Below are 17,697 nucleotides of genomic sequence, written 5' to 3' on the forward strand. Positions count from 1 at the left end.
TTGAATATTGATTTCATTTTATAGCTTGATAAATTTTCTAACAATTCTATATGGGATTGAACTAAACATTCAAAAATCTATTCAATAAATTCTAAATTTCAAAGAATTTGTAAACAAATAGCCACTATTTATTGCTCCATATTTAGCAATTTACACTCTCTAAAGTGATTCAAAAAATAAAAAACTCAGCCCTCGAAGGGACTGAGCTTTTGAAAACTTATTTAAGAAATAATAAAATCTAAATTTCTCGTTTAGTTTATTTCCACTGATATCCCACAGATACAGCACCACCAATATTGCTACGACTATCTGCGGAAGCGCCCATTTTCCAGACAATTTTATTGCTATCAGTAATCGCACTGATGCCTACGGCAACTGCAGTTTCACCACGATAACCAGAAAGACCCGCACTCATCATGCTCATACCTGCTTCAGTCGGTTGCGGTAAATTCCCTACAGCCATTGCACCTGCAATTCCTGCATAAGTATCATTACGTAAATCTTCCATATTTTTATTGGTGTTATAGAACGCTTGTTCTAGATTCGTTACTCGAGCATCAACAGCACCTAAAGCATCTCCTACATTGTGATAAGTTCCACCAGCAACATTATAAGTAGGTGCAGCAATTGTACCATCTGGATTTAGCGCTGAACCTCCACCTAAATATTGCGATACATGGCTGTTGGTTTGGTGCAGTTGTGAGCCATTGACTGCATCCGTAGAATCTTTACTGATTGTCCCATTGGCCAAACCACTGACTTTATTGGTGGTACCATCAATAGCAACTTTACCCACATTGACCTGATTCGCCATCACCTGATTGGCTGTGACTTGGTTTGCGGTTACTTGATTGGCTGTTACAGAGTTCAGTTTAATATCATCCGCCAAAGCCACTTGATAGTTATTTGAACCATTTGCATTGGTAGTACTGCTCACTACAGTATTTTTACCTGCAGATACACTGGTTTTAGAACCTGCAACCTGCCCCTGTATTGAAGCAATCGCATCATGTACATTGTCCTTACCCGTGTTACCAATGTTGCTGGTGCTGATCGTACCATCAGCATTGACTTTAGCATTTCCACCTAAGGCTGTTGCGACACTTTCAGCAGTACCATGCAACTGGCTACCATTGACTGCTTCACTTGAAGTTGCACTGACTTCACCATCTGCCAAACCAGTAATTTTATTGGTTTGTGCATCTGCTTTAATCCCACCGACTGTCACAGAATCAAAACTCACATCCGCTTTGGTCGCCACTTGATAGTCTGTTGAACCATCTGCATTGGTGGTTTTGGTCACTGTGGTATTTTTACCTTGAGAAATTGTACTTTTTGAACCCGCCACTTGTCCCTGTAAAGAAGATATGGCTTGGTTGGTCGCATACAATTGTGAACCGTTGACTGCATCTGTACTGCTTGCACTGAGTTGCCCTGCTGCAACATTGATGATTTGTCGTTCACCACCGACTTTCCCCACACTCACGACACCATTGGCTGCTGACCCTACGCCTGCAAAGGCATAATCTTGACCAAGAATCGTCACTTTAGACTCTGAAGTCGCTGCTCGATCAGTAGATTCATGACCTAACGCAACACTGTTGGCTTGAGTTGTGGTGATATTACTACCGAATACAGACGTATTGTTTTGAACCACCTTATTGTTATTGCCAATCGCAATTGCATTTTCACCTGCTGCACTCGCGCCTACACCCATGGCTACAGCATTTTTACCTGTGGCTCCATCATTGTTGTAGTTACCAGCTTGTGTTCCACCATCATTGACACTGACATAGTGGGTTTTGCTGTCTGCAATGGCTTTATTGGTTGCATAAAGTTGTGAACCATTCACCGCATCTGTACTGGTCTTACTGACCTCACCTGCAGTCAACCCTGTTATTTTACCGGTTGCACTGTCGGTGATCACCGTGCCCACTGTGGTCTTGTTAAAGTTGACTTCTTTGGCTGTTGCAATGTTATAAATGCTTTGACCGTTGGCACCTTTGCTTTCGGTCACAATCATGTTGTCACCTTGAACCACTTCGGTTTTTGCTGTCGCTGCCGATTTACCTACTTCAGTAATCGCTTGATTTGTTGCATAGAGTTGTGAACCGTTGATTGCATCTGTGCTACTTGCACTGACTTCACCCGCAGCCACATTGATGATTTGACGCTCAGCACCTGCTTTACCGACACTGACCACACCATTGGCAGCAGAACCTGTACCTGCAACCGCATAATCTTGACCATTGATGGTCATTTTGTTGACAGCTGTTGCAGTACGATCTGTCGATGCGTTACCCAATACAACACTGTTGGCTTGCGTGGTGGTGACAAAATTGCCCAGTACCACAGTCTGATCCTGATCAATTCTGTTTACAGCACCTACAGCTGTAGAAAAATTACCTGCAATCGCATTGCCTGCACCTAATGTTGTACTAGCACCACCAGACACTTCACTGCCTTTCCCAACGACTAAGCTATCTAGACCTAGTGCACGAGCACCATAGCCCATCGCAATACCAAAGTTGCCGGAAGCATTCGAGATATCCCCCAATGCGATAGAAGAAGTTCCTTTTGCAGAGGTATCTGTGCCAATTGCGACTGAATTTAAACCCGTTGCAGCATCATTGTTATAGTTTCCTTTTGTATTTCCATTGTCGTTGATACTGACATAGTGGGTTTTGCTGTCTGCAATAGCTTTATTGGTTGCATAAAGTTGTGAACCATTCACCGCATCTGTACTGGTCTCACTGACTTCACCCGCAGTCAAACCTGTTATTTTACCGGTTGTACTGTCGGTGATCACCGTGCCCACTGTGGTCTTGTTAAAGTTGACTTCTTTGGCTGTTGCAACGTTGTAAATACTTTGACCGTTGGCACCTTTGCTTTCGCTAACAACGATGTTATCACCTTGTGCAATTTCGGTTTTTGCTGCCGCTGCCGATTTACCTACTTCAGTAATCGCTTGATTAGTTGAGTACAATTGTGAACCGTTGACTGCATCTGTACTGGTTGCACTGAGTTGCCCTGCTGCAACATTGATGATCTGACGTTCACCACCGACTTTCCCCACACTCACGACACCATTGGCTGCTGATCCTACGCCTGCAAAGGCATAATCTTGACCAAGAATCGTTACTTTGGATTGGGAAGTCGCTGCGCGGTCAGTCGATGCGTTACCCAATACAACACTGTTGGCTTGCGTGGTGGTGACAAAATTGCCCAGTACCACAGTCTGATCCTGATCAATTCTGTTTACAGCACCTACAGCTGTAGAAAAATTACCTGCAATCGCATTGCCTGCACCTAATGTTGTACTAGCACCACCAGATACTTCACTGCCTTTCCCAACGACTAAGCTATCTAGACCTAGTGCACGAGCACCATAGCCCATCGCAATACCAAAGTTGCCCGAAGCATTCGAGATATCCCCCAATGCGATAGAAGAAGTTCCTTTTGCAGAGGTATCTGTGCCAATTGCGACTGAATTTAAACCAGTTGCAGCATCATTGTTATAGTTTCCTTTTGTATTTCCATTGTCGTTGATACTGACATAGTGGGTTTTGCTGTCTGCAATGGCTTTATTGGTTGCATAAAGTTGTGAACCATTCACCGCATCTGTACTGGTCTCACTGACTTCACCCGCAGTCAAACCTGTTATTTTACCTGTTGCACTGTCGGTGATCACCGTGCCCACTGTGGTCTTGTTAAAGTTGACTTCTTTGGCTGTTGCAATGTTATAAATGCTTTGACCGTTGGCACCTTTGCTTTCGGTCACAACCATGTTGTCACCTTGAACCACTTCGGTTTTTGCTGTCGCTGCCGATTTACCTACTTCAGTAATCGCTTGATTTGTTGCATAGAGTTGTGAACCGTTGATTGCATCTGTGCTACTTGCACTGACTTCACCCGCAGCCACGTTGATGATTTGGCGTTCACCACCGACTTTACCGACACTGACCACACCATTGGCAACAGCCCCCGTACCCGCAACGCTATAATCTTCACCATTGATAGTGATTTTATCCACGGCTGTTGCAGCACGATCCGTCGATTCATTACCTAATACAACACTGTTGGCTTGAGTGGTCGTGACTTTGTTACCCAGAACTTGGGTATTTTCCTGCTCTACTTTATTAGCATTACCCAATACTGTACTGTTTTTGGCATTGGTGATTGCATTGTTATAACCTGCTGCTAAAGACTGAGTACTGTCAGTTATTTTGTTAAAAGCACCAATGGCAGAACTATATTCACTTGCAGTTGAGATATCATTAGCTACACCAAGACCTAAAGCACGGCGTCCTTGAATCTTATTGTTGGCACCTAAAACAGAGGATCGCTCTCCCTCAGCCTCATTCCAAACACCAAATGCGGATGACCATTGACCTTTAGTTTTATTTTCTGCGCCAACTGCAATTGAGCGATAGCCTTCAGCATTGTTATAGCTTCCAACAGCAACACCGGAAAAGTCTTTTGCAATATTATTGGAACCTAAAGCTACAGCCTCATTACCTGTAACAGTGTTATTGCTACCAATTGCAGTACTTGCTACCGCAGTATTGCTGAGGACATTACTGTTACCGATTGCGATACTATTTGCTGCATCCGTAGTTACACTCCCAATGGCAACGGCATTATCCCCACTGGCTTTCGCACCTACACCGATTGCCAATGAATTTTTACCCGTTGCTCCATCATTGTTGTAGTTAGCACCTTGCGCACTATTGTCATTGATACTGACATAGTGGGTTTGGCTATCAGCAATCGCTTTATTGGTTGCAAATAACTGTGAACCATTCACCGCATCTGTACTGCTTGCACTCACTTCACCAGCAGCCACATTGATGATCTGACGTTCACCACCCGCTTTACCGACACTTACAATACCATTGCCAGCAGAACCAGTTCCAGCAATTGTATAGTCTTTACCGTTAATGGTCACTTTATTAACGGTTGTTGCAGCACGATCAGTCGACTCATTGCCCAGCACCACACTGTTATTTTGCGTCGTCTTAACGCTATTGCCTAGAACAAAAGTATTGCTATTGGCAACAGTATTACTAATACCCATCACAGCAGAAGTTCTACCTGTAACAGTATTCGCCTGACCAAAGACATAAGCAACACTGCCGTTCTGAACCGTATTGTATCGTCCAACAACCCCTGATGAGTCACTCGTTACATTGTTATCAGTCCCTAGTGCTGTACTGCCATTTGCTAAAACCTGATTTCCTAGTCCAACCGCTGTAGCATTAATATTTGCCACATTATTACCATTACCAAGTGCAAGCGTACCAGCACCTGAAACTTGGTTACCAAATCCTAAGGCTGCTGCACCACCGCTGGTTAATGTATTGTTGTTTCCAATGGCAAGACTTGTACCACTTGAGGTTAATATCTGATTTTCATTCCCTAGAATGCTACTATTTTGCTGTTCAGAACGATTGTTTGCACCAAAAACATGCGCATTGTTTGCTAAAGCAACATTATTGGTGCCTATAGCAGTTGAACCACCATTTGAAGCGGTAGCACCACTACCAATCGCAATACCACCATAATTTGAAGTCGCATTTGTTCCTATAGAAACGCTATTCTCATTTTCTGCTTTTGAACCAATCCCAATGGCAATCGAGTTTTTACCCTTTGCGCCATCATTGTTGTAGTTAGCACCTTGCGTACCATTGTCATTGACACTGACATAGTGGGTTTCAGCTGCGGCTTGTGCCGCTTTAAGTTGTGCAATATTAACAGCATCCGTATCTGCTGTACCTGCCGCGACATTAGTAATTTGACGATAGATTTTTTTATTCGCATCACCTACTGAAACAGCACTCATTGCACCTGAAAGTTTAGCGATATTAGAACCTGCAACAGTTATACCTTTGCTACTGGGATCATATCCTAAGGTACCAGCATCCCGGTTCGCTATGGAATATGTGCCTAGTGCCACCCCATCATTATAGGCAACAGCCTCTTGCCCTATAGCCGTACCGTTTCGCCCCATTACTTTTGCGGAACCACCTATTGCAGTACCAGTTGTTGTAGAAGAAGCGAAACTACCTATAACCGTGCTGCCTCCTTCAACACCAGCGCTTGCTCCTGTACCAATTACAGTTGCTATTGCACCTTTATTACTTGCTCCAGAACCAATGACGATAGAAGCTTGCGCACTTTCATCATTTCTTGCACCGCTTAAAGCTGGTGCATAATCACTTTGATCAATGGCACCACCAATAACAATTGAACCACCTGAGTTTTTTCCACCACTATAAGCACCATCACCAATTGCAATTGCACCTTTCATGGTCGTAGTCGTAGTACTGTCCTTACCTAATGCAATACTACTTGTTGCAGAAGCATTTGCGCCTTTACCTATCGCGATTGCATTGTTTGCATTGGCTTTAGCACTACTGCCTAGACTAGTGGCATCGTTGACGTTATCTAAATCTTGTCCTGATTGAACACCAAGTGCAATATTGCGAGAACCATTAACTTTTGTGCCAGACTGGCTACCAATCGCAATGTTATCATTACCATTTACTGTACGACCTGTCAGTGCCCCCAGAGCAAGGTTGCCACGCCCTGCTACTTCGTAACCTGCTCCCCAAGCCATTGCCACGTTATCGTTACCCGAAACCCCATTACCAGCATTCAGACCCATAGCAGTATTTCGGTCCCCCGTCACACTACGACCAGATCCCTGACCATAAGATACATTGGCACTGCCTCGTACAATACTGCCTGAATCTAAACCTGTTGCGACATTACCAGCACCAATGACATCATCCCCTGCTGTGCGACCTAAAGCAACGTTATGGTCACCTTTGACTGTTCCACCAGCCGATATACCAACAGCAAGGTTCGTTTCACCTGTAACGCTTACACCAGCACTCGCCCCCAATCCAATGTTGCCGCCCCCTGTAACATCACGACCCGCATAGTCACCTAAAGCGGTATTTCTTTCGCCTTTGGTATTAAAGCCACTGTTCGAACCAATTGCTGTATTCCAACGACCATCATTGTTGGCACCTGCGTTCATACCGATGAGTACATTTGCGTCTCCATCCGACACATTGCCACTACCTGCATTTAAACCAATGACAACCGCACGTCCACCCATCGCCTGCGCACCAGAACCAATGGCAATGTCATTTCCAACTGTTCCTGTAACTGCATCTACACCTACAGCAACCGAATTTTGACCTTTTGCTCCGTCATTATCGTAATTGCCCGATTGGGTACCACCATCGTTGACACTAATATAGTGATCAGGATTCGCAGCAAAGGACATACCAGATACAGTTAATGCGGAAACAGCCAATATGGCTCCGGCAACGACAGCTTTACCAGTAGAGCGTTTACCGCGAACCTTTGAAGTTTCAGAAATCGCGCACCATGTTCCTAGTGATTCGTTCCAAACGACTTTATATGTTTTATTCATTGATAATTACCGTAAGTTTTTAGCATATTTATGAGACATGGTTAACATTATTTATACTCATTGCAATGTTTTTCATAACGTATGCAAAAAAATCAGCTATATCCGAAAATGGTTGATTTTTTAGAATGAATAATTGACTTTTGGGTACAATTTTTGAAGCAAAAAACCGACTTTTGTTTGATCACCAATGATTTTCCATTTTTCAAAGCTTCTTTGAGAATCATCAACTTCTTATTATTTTGGCTTGAAAATTATCGTCATTTATGAGGAATAACATTTTAGACTTAACCTATTTATTATTTTGTGCCCCATCCAATGAGTTTGTGATTTTCATAGAGACAGAAAAACAAAAAAAGTCACAATTAATGATAATAACGCGATTGAAATCATCATCTTGTTTTGTATTTTCTGACCTCAATTGGTCATTATTTTTATTGAAAGTTAATTAAATTCATTCATTTTTCAAATCATCCTTATCGACAAAGATGAATACCTTGCTTCGCTACATTCTGATAACATAGCGCTATTTTTAAAATCCGATTTTATTGAGAGTTTGAATGTCTACGCTTACCACGTTAAAAGAGCTTCTTGCCCAACGTATTCTCATAATTGATGGCGCAATGGGCACCATGATCCAACGCCATAAGCTGGAAGAAGCAGATTATCGTGGTGAGCGTTTTGCGGACTGGGCATCCGATCTCAAAGGCAATAACGACCTTTTGGTGCTGACACAGCCAGACATTATCCAAGGTATTCATGAAGCATACCTGGATGCTGGAGCAGACATTATTGAAACCAACAGCTTTAATGGTACTCGTGTATCCATGTCTGACTATCATATGGAAGACTTGGTTCCAGAGATTAACCGTGAAGCTGCCCGTATTGCCAAACAAGCTTGTTTAAAATATTCAACACCCGATAAACCACGTTTTGTAGCAGGCGTATTGGGTCCTACATCACGCACCTGCTCGATCTCGCCCAACGTGAATGATCCTGCTTTTCGTAATATTACTTTTGATGAACTCAAAGAAAATTATATTGAAGCCACATATGCACTAATTGAGGGTGGCGCAGACATTATTCTGATCGAAACCGTATTTGATACCTTGAACTGTAAGGCAGCGATTTTTGCAGTAAAAGAAGTATTTAAACAGCTTGGTCATGAGCTGCCATTGATGATCTCAGGTACCATTACAGATGCTTCGGGTCGTACGCTAACAGGTCAAACAGCAGAAGCTTTTTGGAACTCTGTGCGCCACGGCGACTTGTTGTCAATCGGCTTTAACTGTGCTTTAGGTGCAGATGCCATGCGTCCGCATGTCAAAACGGTTTCAGACGTCGCAGATGTTTTTGTATCAGCGCATCCAAATGCAGGCTTACCCAATGCTTTCGGTGGCTATGATGAAACGCCTGAACAAACTGCTGCATTTTTAAAAGAGTTTGCTGAAAGTGGATTGATTAATATCACTGGCGGCTGTTGTGGTACAACGCCAGACCATATCCGTGCGATTTATCATGCAGTTAAAGACATCAAACCTCGTCAAGTACCTGAAACCAAACCTGCTTGTCGTTTAAGTGGTTTAGAGCCATTTAACATTTATGATGACTCTTTATTTGTCAATGTCGGTGAACGTACCAATGTCACCGGCTCTAAAAAGTTCTTACGTTTAATTCGTGAAGAAAACTATGCCGAAGCTTTAGATGTTGCTCAACAACAAGTCGAAGCTGGTGCACAAATTATCGACATTAATATGGATGAAGGGATGTTGGATTCAGAAAATGCCATGGTGCATTTTTTAAATCTGGTGGCATCCGAGCCTGAAATTTCTAAAGTTCCCATCATGATTGACTCGTCAAAATGGGAAATCATTGAGGCAGGCTTAAAATGCGTGCAAGGCAAGCCCGTTGTAAACTCGATTTCTTTAAAAGAAGGTTATGACGAGTTTGTCCATAAAGCACGCCTATGCCGTCAATACGGTGCAGCGATTATTGTCATGGCGTTTGACGAAACAGGTCAGGCGGATACAGCTGCGCGTAAGCGAGAAATCTGTAAACGTTCTTATGATGTCTTGGTCAATGAGGTCGGCTTTCCTGCTGAAGACATTATTTTTGACCCGAACGTGTTTGCCGTAGCAACAGGGATTGAAGAGCACAATAACTATGCTGTGGACTTTATAGAAGCCACAGGTTGGATCAAACAGAATTTACCGCATGCCATGATTTCTGGCGGTGTCTCTAACGTTTCGTTCTCTTTCCGTGGCAATGAACCTGTGCGTGAAGCCATTCACTCCGTATTCCTGTACCATGCCATTCAACAAGGCATGACCATGGGGATCGTCAATGCTGGTCAAATGGCGATTTATGATGACATTCCTCAACAATTAAAAGATGCGGTTGAAGATGTCATTCTCAATCAAAATCAGGGAGACTCTTCATCAGAAGCGGGGGCACAAGAAGCGACAGAAAAATTACTTGAAGTCGCAGAACAATACCGTGGTCAAAGTGCTGCTCAAAAACAAGTTGAAAACTTAGAATGGCGTAATGAATCTGTTGAAAAACGTCTTGAATATGCGCTTGTTAAAGGCATTACCACCTTTATTGATGAAGATACCGAAGAAGCCCGTTTAAAATCAAAACGTCCATTGGATGTGATTGAAGGTCCATTGATGGACGGGATGAATGTTGTTGGTGATTTATTCGGTTCGGGCAAGATGTTCTTGCCACAGGTGGTGAAATCTGCACGGGTGATGAAGCAAGCCGTTGCGTGGCTAAACCCGCACATTGAAGCTGAAAAAACTGGAAGCCAATCCAAAGGCAAAGTGTTGATGGCAACCGTAAAAGGCGATGTTCACGATATTGGCAAAAATATTGTGGGCGTGGTGCTTGGCTGTAATGGCTATGATATTGTTGACCTTGGTGTCATGGTGCCATGCGAAAAAATTCTACAGACCGCAATTGATGAAAAAGTGGATATTATCGGTCTATCTGGTTTAATCACCCCATCCTTAGATGAGATGGTGTTTGTCGCTAAAGAGATGCAGCGTAAAGGCTTTAAAATTCCGTTGCTGATTGGAGGAGCGACCACATCAAAAGCGCATACTGCGGTAAAAATTGACCCACAATATTCAAATGATGCAGTAATTTATGTAGCGGATGCTTCTCGTGCAGTGGGTGTTGCGACCACATTACTGTCCCAAGACATGAAGCCTGCATTTGTTGCAGAACATCGTGCAGAATATGAAAAAGTACGTGAGCGTATTGCCAACAAACAGCCCAAAGCTGCCAAGTTGTCTTATGCTGAATCGATTGAGAATGGGTTAAAAATTGATTTTGCGACTCATCCGCCGGCAAAACCAAACTTTATCGGTCTACAAACCATTACCAACTATCCGCTTGAAAAATTAGTCGATTATTTTGACTGGACGCCTTTCTTTATTTCATGGAGTTTGGCAGGCAAATTCCCGAAAATTCTACAAGATGAAGTGGTCGGTGAAGCTGCAACTGATTTATATAATCAAGCTCAAGCCATGCTCAAAGACATTATTGAAAATAAACGTTTTGATGCTCGTGCAGTATTCGGGATTTATCCTGCCAATCGTTCGGCAGCGGACTCAGTTGAAGTTTATGATGAGTCTGGTGCAAATGTCACCCATACTTTCCATCATATCCGTCAGCAATCCGATAAAGTCACGGGGAAACCTAATTTATCCTTGGCGGATTTTGTGGCGACTCAAGCGCAAGCTCAGGATTACTTGGGAGGCTTCACGGTTTCAATTTTTGGTGCCGAAGAAATGGCACATGAGTTTAAAGCCAAAGGTGATGACTACTCTGCCATCCTTGCTCAGTCCTTAGGTGACCGTTTTGCTGAAGCATTTGCTGAACATTTGCATGAGCGTATTCGTAAAGAATTCTGGGGTTATCAAGCTGATGAACAACTGTCGAATGAAGAATTGATCAAAGAAAAGTATGTCGGTATTCGTCCTGCACCGGGCTACCCTGCTTGTCCTGAGCATTCTGAAAAAGCATCTTTGTTTGATTGGTTAGGTACAACAGATAAGATTGGTACTCAACTGACCAGCAGTTTTGCCATGTGGCCACCATCAAGTGTCAGTGGTTTTTATTATGCGAATCCTCAATCTGAATACTTTAATGTTGGTAAAATTGCATTAGATCAGTTGGAAGACTATGCAAAACGTAAGAACTGGACTTTGGATGAAGCAAAACGTTGGTTAGCACCGAATTTGGATGATTCGATTGCTTGAGTTTTTCTTTTTTAATCTCCCCTAACCCCTCTTTGAAAAAGAGGGGGGATGTCATGTGATTTAATGAATTACGTTACAGCTCCGCTCTTTTTTAAAAGGTAGGAACGCACTGAATTTAATACCATCATTAACTTCGCGCGAAGTCCCCCTTTTTAGAAGGGGGATTTAGGGGGATTCCAATTGTAGAGAAATCACATCAAGGACAACCCGAACCACTGCATCAATCTCCCCCATCACCTGCCTATTATCAAATCTCAGCACTTTCAATCCCAACTGTTCCAATGCGTGGTCACGAATCCGATCTGCCTCTAGCCCCTCATCTGTATAGTGCTGACTACCATCGCACTCAATCACCAAATTTGCAGAAGGACAGTAAAAATCCACAATAAAGTTTAAAATCGGTTTCTGCCGATAAAACTGTACACCTAAAATTTGCTTGTTACGGATTTTTGACCACAAAAACTTTTCAACATCTGTCATATTGTTCCGAAGATCACGGGAAGCTTGCTTCAAATTTTTATTATAAGGTTTCATTGTTCTAATTTACTTGATTAAACTATCCTCCCTCAATCTAAAAAGATTTCAACTAAAAAGGGAGGAATTGAATCACTAAAAATCAGCGATCACTTTCTAAAATTAGACAACAACGTATTGGTAATGGCTTTATTATTTTCAACTACTCTGGTCTTTTTGGCCTTAGCAGACTGGTCTTCTACACGTTCAATTTTAGTTGCTTTGAACTTACCATTATTTTCAACCACGATAAACTTAACTCGTTCGTTACGCTTCGGTTCACCCTCAGCAAGCGGAAAATCAGAAATATGAAAGAAGATATCCTGCTCAAGCCCACCAATAAATCCAAAGCCTCTTTCAGCATCGTATTGTTTAATTTTTCCTTGTTGGAATTCAGGCTTCATACATATTCCTCATCGTGGTACACAATCTGCATATTATAACCTGATCTTGATGAATAGATAAAATACGGCCTATCTGTCAACGAAACATAAAAAAATAGCCACAAAAAAGCCCGCTTTTCAGCAGGCTTTCAATCACACTTAAAATTTAATGGGCATGTCCTGCGCCTACATTACCTTTCGGCTTTGGGCATAACCAGATAATTAATCCTGCAAAAATAAACACCATCGCAAAAACCAAAAACACATGATTGACTGAAAGCGTTAAAGCTTCCTTATCCACCAGATTGGAAATCGTCCCCAAAGCCATTTCTGGACTAAAACCGCTATTGACTAAATTGCGCTGAGTTTCTTCGACATGCATGGTCGACACGATTTCACTCCGTGCCAACTTGGTGTGGTCATCCCAAATCGTCACAGCCAGAGAAGCACCAATTGCTCCCGCCATGGTTCGCATAAAGTTCATTAGGCCCGCAGCAGAAGCGACTTCATCCGGACGAACCACACCCAAGGCAATATTAGACAAGGGAATAAAGAAGAATGGAACAGCAAAACCTTGAATAATCTGTGGCCAAGCCAATGCCATAAAATCTGCATCAGTGGTCCAAAATGAACGCATCAAGGTCACGCCACCCAGAACCATCAAACCAAAACTCGACAATGCTCTTGGGTCATATTTGGTTGCCATTTTTGCCACAATCGGTGACATCATCAAACTACCGAAGCCCATCGTTGCAGTGAGATAACCTGCCCAAGAAGCGGTATAGCCCAAGTTGATCTGTAACCATTGTGGAATTAGAACAATACTGCCGAAAAACGCAGCAAAGGCAAACGCTAGCGAAATTGTAGCAATGGTAAAACCACGGTATCTGAAAATCTGTATATTGACGATAGGATGTTTTTCGTAATATTCCCAAATAAAAAAGGCAATAAATCCAACCACCAAAATCACAGCCAAGATACAAATAAAGGTATTATTAAACCAATCTCGCTCATGCCCTAGATCCAGCATGAGCTGTAATGCACCAATCCAGATAATCAGTAAAGTTAAACCTATCGTATCAATCGGCAATTTTGCAATCGGGGTTTCTGCTGTTTTCATCAAACGCATGACACCCAAAGCACAGATCACCCCCACTGGGATGTTGATAAAGAAAATCCAGTGCCATGACCAGTTATCACTGATCGTTCCTCCCAGAATTGGACCTAAAATTGGACCTACAACTGTGGTCATTGCCCACATCCCCATGGCTTGAGAATGCTTTTCAGGAGGAAAAATACGCATCAACAGTGTTTGGCTGAGTGGCATGATTGGACCACCAAACAAACCTTGACCAATACGACAGATCACCAACATCGCCAAACTATTGGATAAACCACATAAAATGGAGAATGTAGTGAAACCGATCAAACTGATGGTAAATACCCGCACAGCGCCAAAGCGCCCAGCCAGCCAACCTGTTAAAGGCACACAGATGGCTTCAGCAACGGCATAGGACGTGATGACCCAAGTTCCTTGTGAACTTGAAACCGCTAGGCTTCCCGTAATATGGGGTACAGAAACATTGGCAATGGTCATATCCAGTACGACCATAAAATTGGCAAGGGCTAAAAAGAATGCAGCGAGCAGCAAGCGCCCGCCCTTCAGCTCATTTTGAAATGTTGCTGTATTCATAAGCGACTACTTCGCTGATGAGGTATCAACCTCAGCATTCATGGACAAACCCACACGTAACGGATGTTCAGCCAATTCTTTAGAATCAAGTTTGATCCGCACGGGCAGACGTTGAACCACTTTAATCCAGTTACCCGTTGCATTTTGTGCAGGAATCAAAGCAAATGCAGAACCTGTCCCCCCAGAAAAACCAATCACTGTACCGTGATATTCAACATTTTTTCCATATAGATCAGAAGTTAAAGTTGCCTTTTGACCAACTTTGACATTTTTTAACTGGCTTTCTTTAAAGTTTGCATCGACGTATAGATCAGCAATTGGAACAATCTTCATCAAACTTGCACCAGGTGCAACACGCTGCCCAATTTGAATACTGCGGCGTGCCACAATGCCATCTAGCGGCGCTTTAATTTCAGTACGCTGTAAATCTAAAAGTGCCTGATCAAGTTTTGCCTGAGCCACCAAGACATCAGGTGTTGAACTCTGTGAAGTACCACGAATCAGAGCTTCGTTGGCATCCAGGTTACTTTGTGCTGCTTTTCGTTTCGATTCAGTTTGCGCAAGCGCAGCTTTTGCCACATCAACGCTGGCCTTGGCATTATTTAAAGCGCTTTGCGCTTTGCTAAATTCTTCCTTCGAAATTGCACCTGTTGCACTTAACTGCTGACGACGAGCAAATTCTTGTTGGGCCTGTTGATAAGCGACTTCGGCTTGTGCCACTTGTGCTTTAGCACTATTTATATCGTCCGTACTGACCAAAATTTGCGAGGACAATGAACTGCTATTTGCAGAACTTTGTGTATATTGACGTTTGGCTTTCGTCAGCGCGGCTTCTGCTTCAGCAACCGCAATCTTGGCATCACGATTGTCAATAATTGCCAATACATCGCCTTTTTTGACCTGCTGCGTATCACTGACTAAAACTTCCGCCACCTGTCCACTGACCATTGAGGTGATTTCAGCTGTTTCAGCACCGACGTAAGCATTGTCCGTTTCAACCGTATTACTAAACACTAAAGCCCAAATTGCATATAAGATTGCTGCTGCAACAACAATAATGGCAAAAATCTTCAGCATTTTTTTACGTTTTTGTTTGGCTTCCAAATCTGTGCGTGCTTCATTTTCATCATTTGGGGAGACATTCGTCGTTTGCGCTTCAGTCATCGCATATTCCTAGCTTACTTGGACCTGTCAAAACATCAGTGCACTGTAAGGATATAAACTGAACAATAGCTTAATCACTTTTTGGGGTTTTGCTTGATGGTTGAAGAAGTCAAGGTCTTAAAATTGTGGTGCTCAATTTTACAGGTAAAAATCATATTATGAGAATAAAAATATTACTCTAAAGTTTATCTTTATAAAATATACGAATGTTATTGATATCCATATTTTTTTCAAAAACAACTAAGCCATCCAAATATGCTTTCCGATGACTTATCTTGACATAAAGAATACAAAAGTGTACTGATTAGTACACTTTTACATCGTGATCAATAGGCATAGGATGCGATTGCAGTTGCGATCGCCTTACCTTCATTGTTGACCATGGTCATACGCATGGTGCAACCCTTGCGTCCCATTCTTAAGGTTTCAGCTTTTGCAATAAAATATTCACCACGCCCCGGGGCTAGATAATCTACACGCATATCCACGGTAGCCAGTCGAGAGACTTTTTTGAGTGTGTCGGGTAACTGGTCAGGTTCAGCTCGTTTATACAACTCCCCCATTGCAACAATTCCACCAATACTGTCCAAAAGTGTTGCAGCAACACCCCCGTGTAAAATTTGAAACGCAACATTGCCGATCAAGTACGGTTTCATTTCGATATAACCTTCAATTTCGTCATTGACAACACGCATTTGCATATTGTTATGCGAAAAATAAGGCGAACCATTAAACGCTTTGGTCAACTGATTAAGGACGACATTTAAATCTGCTTTCGCACCTAAATGTAAATTTCCAGTCCACTTTTTTTGTGATTCGCTCTGCGCAGAATCGGTTTTTGGAGAATCACTCATCATCATTTCGAAACCAATAATGAGAAAAAACGTCAGCTTTTTCCCAAAAAATATATGAAAGGGCTACAATATGTGCCTAGTTTAATACTGAACATCGAGATTGTTATGACTTATACGTTCAATCGTCCTGCTTTCCCAGCCACTCGTATGCGCCGTATCCGTAAAAACGATAAACTACGCGCGATGGTCAGAGAAACTCAACTCACAGCAGACCATCTCATCTATCCAGTATTCGTACTTCCAGGACAAAACCAGACCCAAGATGTACCAAGTATGCCAAATGTTCAACGCTTATCAGCAGATTTATTGCTGAAAAAGGCGGAAACATTATTAGAACTTGGCGTTTCAAAACTTGCCCTATTTCCAGTCACACCACAAGAAGACAAAAGTTTAACAGCTGAAGCGGCATGGCATGAAGACGGATTAGTTCAAAATACCTTACGTCTTTTGAAAAAAGAGCTTCCTGAAATGGTGCTGATCACTGACGGCGCTTTAGATCCTTATACCACGCATGGTCAAGATGGCATCATCGATGAAACGGGCTATGTGTTGAATGATGAAACTGTACAGTGCCTGATCAAACAAGCCTTAAGCCATGCTGAAGCGGGTGCCGATGTGATTGCACCAAGCGACATGATGGATGGGCGTATTGGTGCTATTCGCCAAGCATTAGAAAGTAACGGTTTTATTTACACCAACATCATGGCGTATTCAGCAAAATATGCATCAAGCTTCTATGGTCCATTCCGTGATGCGGTTGGCTCATCGTCCAACCTAAAAGGTGGTAATAAGTACAATTACCAAATGGATGTCGGCAATCGTGCAGAAGCTCTCCATGAAATTGCCCTCGATATTCAGGAAGGCGCCGATATGGTGATCGTCAAACCCGGTATGCCATATTTGGATGTTGTTCGTGAAGTCAAAGACACTTTCGGTATTCCAACTTTCGTTTATCAAGTCAGTGGTGAATATGCCATGCTGGCTGCTGCGATTCAAAATGGTTGGTTATCCGAGAGTGTCATTATGGAATCATTGATGTGCTTCCGTCGTGCCGGAGCAGATGGGATCTGGACCTATTATGCTGAAGAAGCGGCACGTCAATTAAAAAAGATGAAGTAAATTCACTCTCTTCTCGTTACCATACATAATATGATACGCATGAATGTCATCCCCTGTTGTCCAAGACAGGGTTGCATTTAAAACGTAACGTTTTTGCGACGAACATCTTCACTTATTGGTTGTGAACGCGTTCAGGGGATGACAATGGTTTTCTTGCGAAGTTTCGCTTCTCATTTTGCCGCAACAAAAGTAGGTCGAACCGAAGCCTAATCTGGATATATGAATCATTTTGGTATGACGTCATCGTACAGAAATATACTTT

At 42.7% G+C, this 17,697-nt stretch carries 8 protein-coding genes; 2 read left to right on the plus strand and 6 right to left on the minus strand.

The features are described from left to right. Positions 1 to 256 precede the first annotated feature (256 nt). A complete protein-coding gene (locus IMO47_RS19125) occupies positions 257 to 7,447 on the minus strand; it encodes a YadA-like family protein (protein ID WP_196077620.1) in 7,191 nt (2,396 codons plus the stop codon). 557 nt (positions 7,448 to 8,004) lie between these two features. Here IMO47_RS19125 and metH point away from each other — a divergent pair. Beyond that, positions 8,005 to 11,709: a methionine synthase gene (gene metH, locus IMO47_RS19130; RefSeq protein ID WP_196077621.1), complete on the plus strand. Its 3,705-nt coding sequence runs from the start codon at positions 8,005 to 8,007 to the stop codon at positions 11,707 to 11,709. A 165-nt stretch (positions 11,710 to 11,874) separates the two neighbouring features. On the opposite strand, the gene IMO47_RS19135 is transcribed toward metH, so the two are convergent. The 5 genes from IMO47_RS19135 to IMO47_RS19155 all read right to left on the minus strand — a co-directional run bounded on the left by IMO47_RS19135 (position 11,875) and on the right by IMO47_RS19155 (position 16,322). Continuing rightward, a complete protein-coding gene (locus tag IMO47_RS19135; RefSeq protein WP_196077622.1) occupies positions 11,875 to 12,243 on the minus strand; it encodes an endonuclease domain-containing protein in 369 nt (122 codons plus the stop codon). An 89-nt stretch (positions 12,244 to 12,332) separates the two neighbouring features. Next, positions 12,333 to 12,626, minus strand: a complete 294-nt coding sequence (locus tag IMO47_RS19140) for a cold shock domain-containing protein (protein ID WP_196077623.1) — start codon at positions 12,624 to 12,626, stop codon at positions 12,333 to 12,335. A 145-nt stretch (positions 12,627 to 12,771) separates the two neighbouring features. After that, a complete protein-coding gene (locus IMO47_RS19145; protein WP_196077624.1) occupies positions 12,772 to 14,298 on the minus strand; it encodes a DHA2 family efflux MFS transporter permease subunit in 1,527 nt (508 codons plus the stop codon). Between the two features lie 6 nt (positions 14,299 to 14,304). Continuing rightward, positions 14,305 to 15,462: an HlyD family efflux transporter periplasmic adaptor subunit gene (locus IMO47_RS19150; RefSeq protein ID WP_196077625.1), complete on the minus strand. Its 1,158-nt coding sequence runs from the start codon at positions 15,460 to 15,462 to the stop codon at positions 14,305 to 14,307. A 326-nt stretch (positions 15,463 to 15,788) separates the two neighbouring features. Continuing rightward, positions 15,789 to 16,322, minus strand: coding sequence for a thioesterase family protein (locus IMO47_RS19155; protein ID WP_004827972.1), 534 nt, complete (start codon positions 16,320 to 16,322; stop codon positions 15,789 to 15,791). 99 nt (positions 16,323 to 16,421) lie between these two features. On the opposite strand from IMO47_RS19155, the gene hemB reads away from it, so the two are divergent. Next, positions 16,422 to 17,435: a porphobilinogen synthase gene (gene hemB / locus IMO47_RS19160; RefSeq protein ID WP_196077626.1), complete on the plus strand. Its 1,014-nt coding sequence runs from the start codon at positions 16,422 to 16,424 to the stop codon at positions 17,433 to 17,435. Positions 17,436 to 17,697 lie beyond the last annotated feature (262 nt).

The sequence above is a fragment of the Acinetobacter sp. Res13-Abat-PEC15-P4-01 genome, assembly GCF_015676285.1.
In the GTDB taxonomy this organism is placed as follows: domain Bacteria; phylum Pseudomonadota; class Gammaproteobacteria; order Pseudomonadales; family Moraxellaceae; genus Acinetobacter; species Acinetobacter nematophilus.

Bases quoted from the DNA above. Each gene is read 5' to 3' on its own strand.
- IMO47_RS19140 (WP_196077623.1), bottom strand. From the start codon at position 12,626: ATGAAGCCTGAATTCCAACAAGGAAAAATTAAACAATACGATGCTGAA.
- IMO47_RS19125 (WP_196077620.1), bottom strand. From the start codon at position 7,447: ATGAATAAAACATATAAAGTCGTTTGGAACGAATCACTAGGAACATGG.
- IMO47_RS19135 (WP_196077622.1), bottom strand. From the start codon at position 12,243: ATGAAACCTTATAATAAAAATTTGAAGCAAGCTTCCCGTGATCTTCGG.
- IMO47_RS19145 (WP_196077624.1), bottom strand. From the start codon at position 14,298: ATGAATACAGCAACATTTCAAAATGAGCTGAAGGGCGGGCGCTTGCTG.
- IMO47_RS19150 (WP_196077625.1), bottom strand. From the start codon at position 15,462: ATGACTGAAGCGCAAACGACGAATGTCTCCCCAAATGATGAAAATGAA.
- hemB (WP_196077626.1), top strand. From the start codon at position 16,422: ATGACTTATACGTTCAATCGTCCTGCTTTCCCAGCCACTCGTATGCGC.
- IMO47_RS19155 (WP_004827972.1), bottom strand. From the start codon at position 16,322: ATGATGATGAGTGATTCTCCAAAAACCGATTCTGCGCAGAGCGAATCA.
- metH (WP_196077621.1), top strand. From the start codon at position 8,005: ATGTCTACGCTTACCACGTTAAAAGAGCTTCTTGCCCAACGTATTCTC.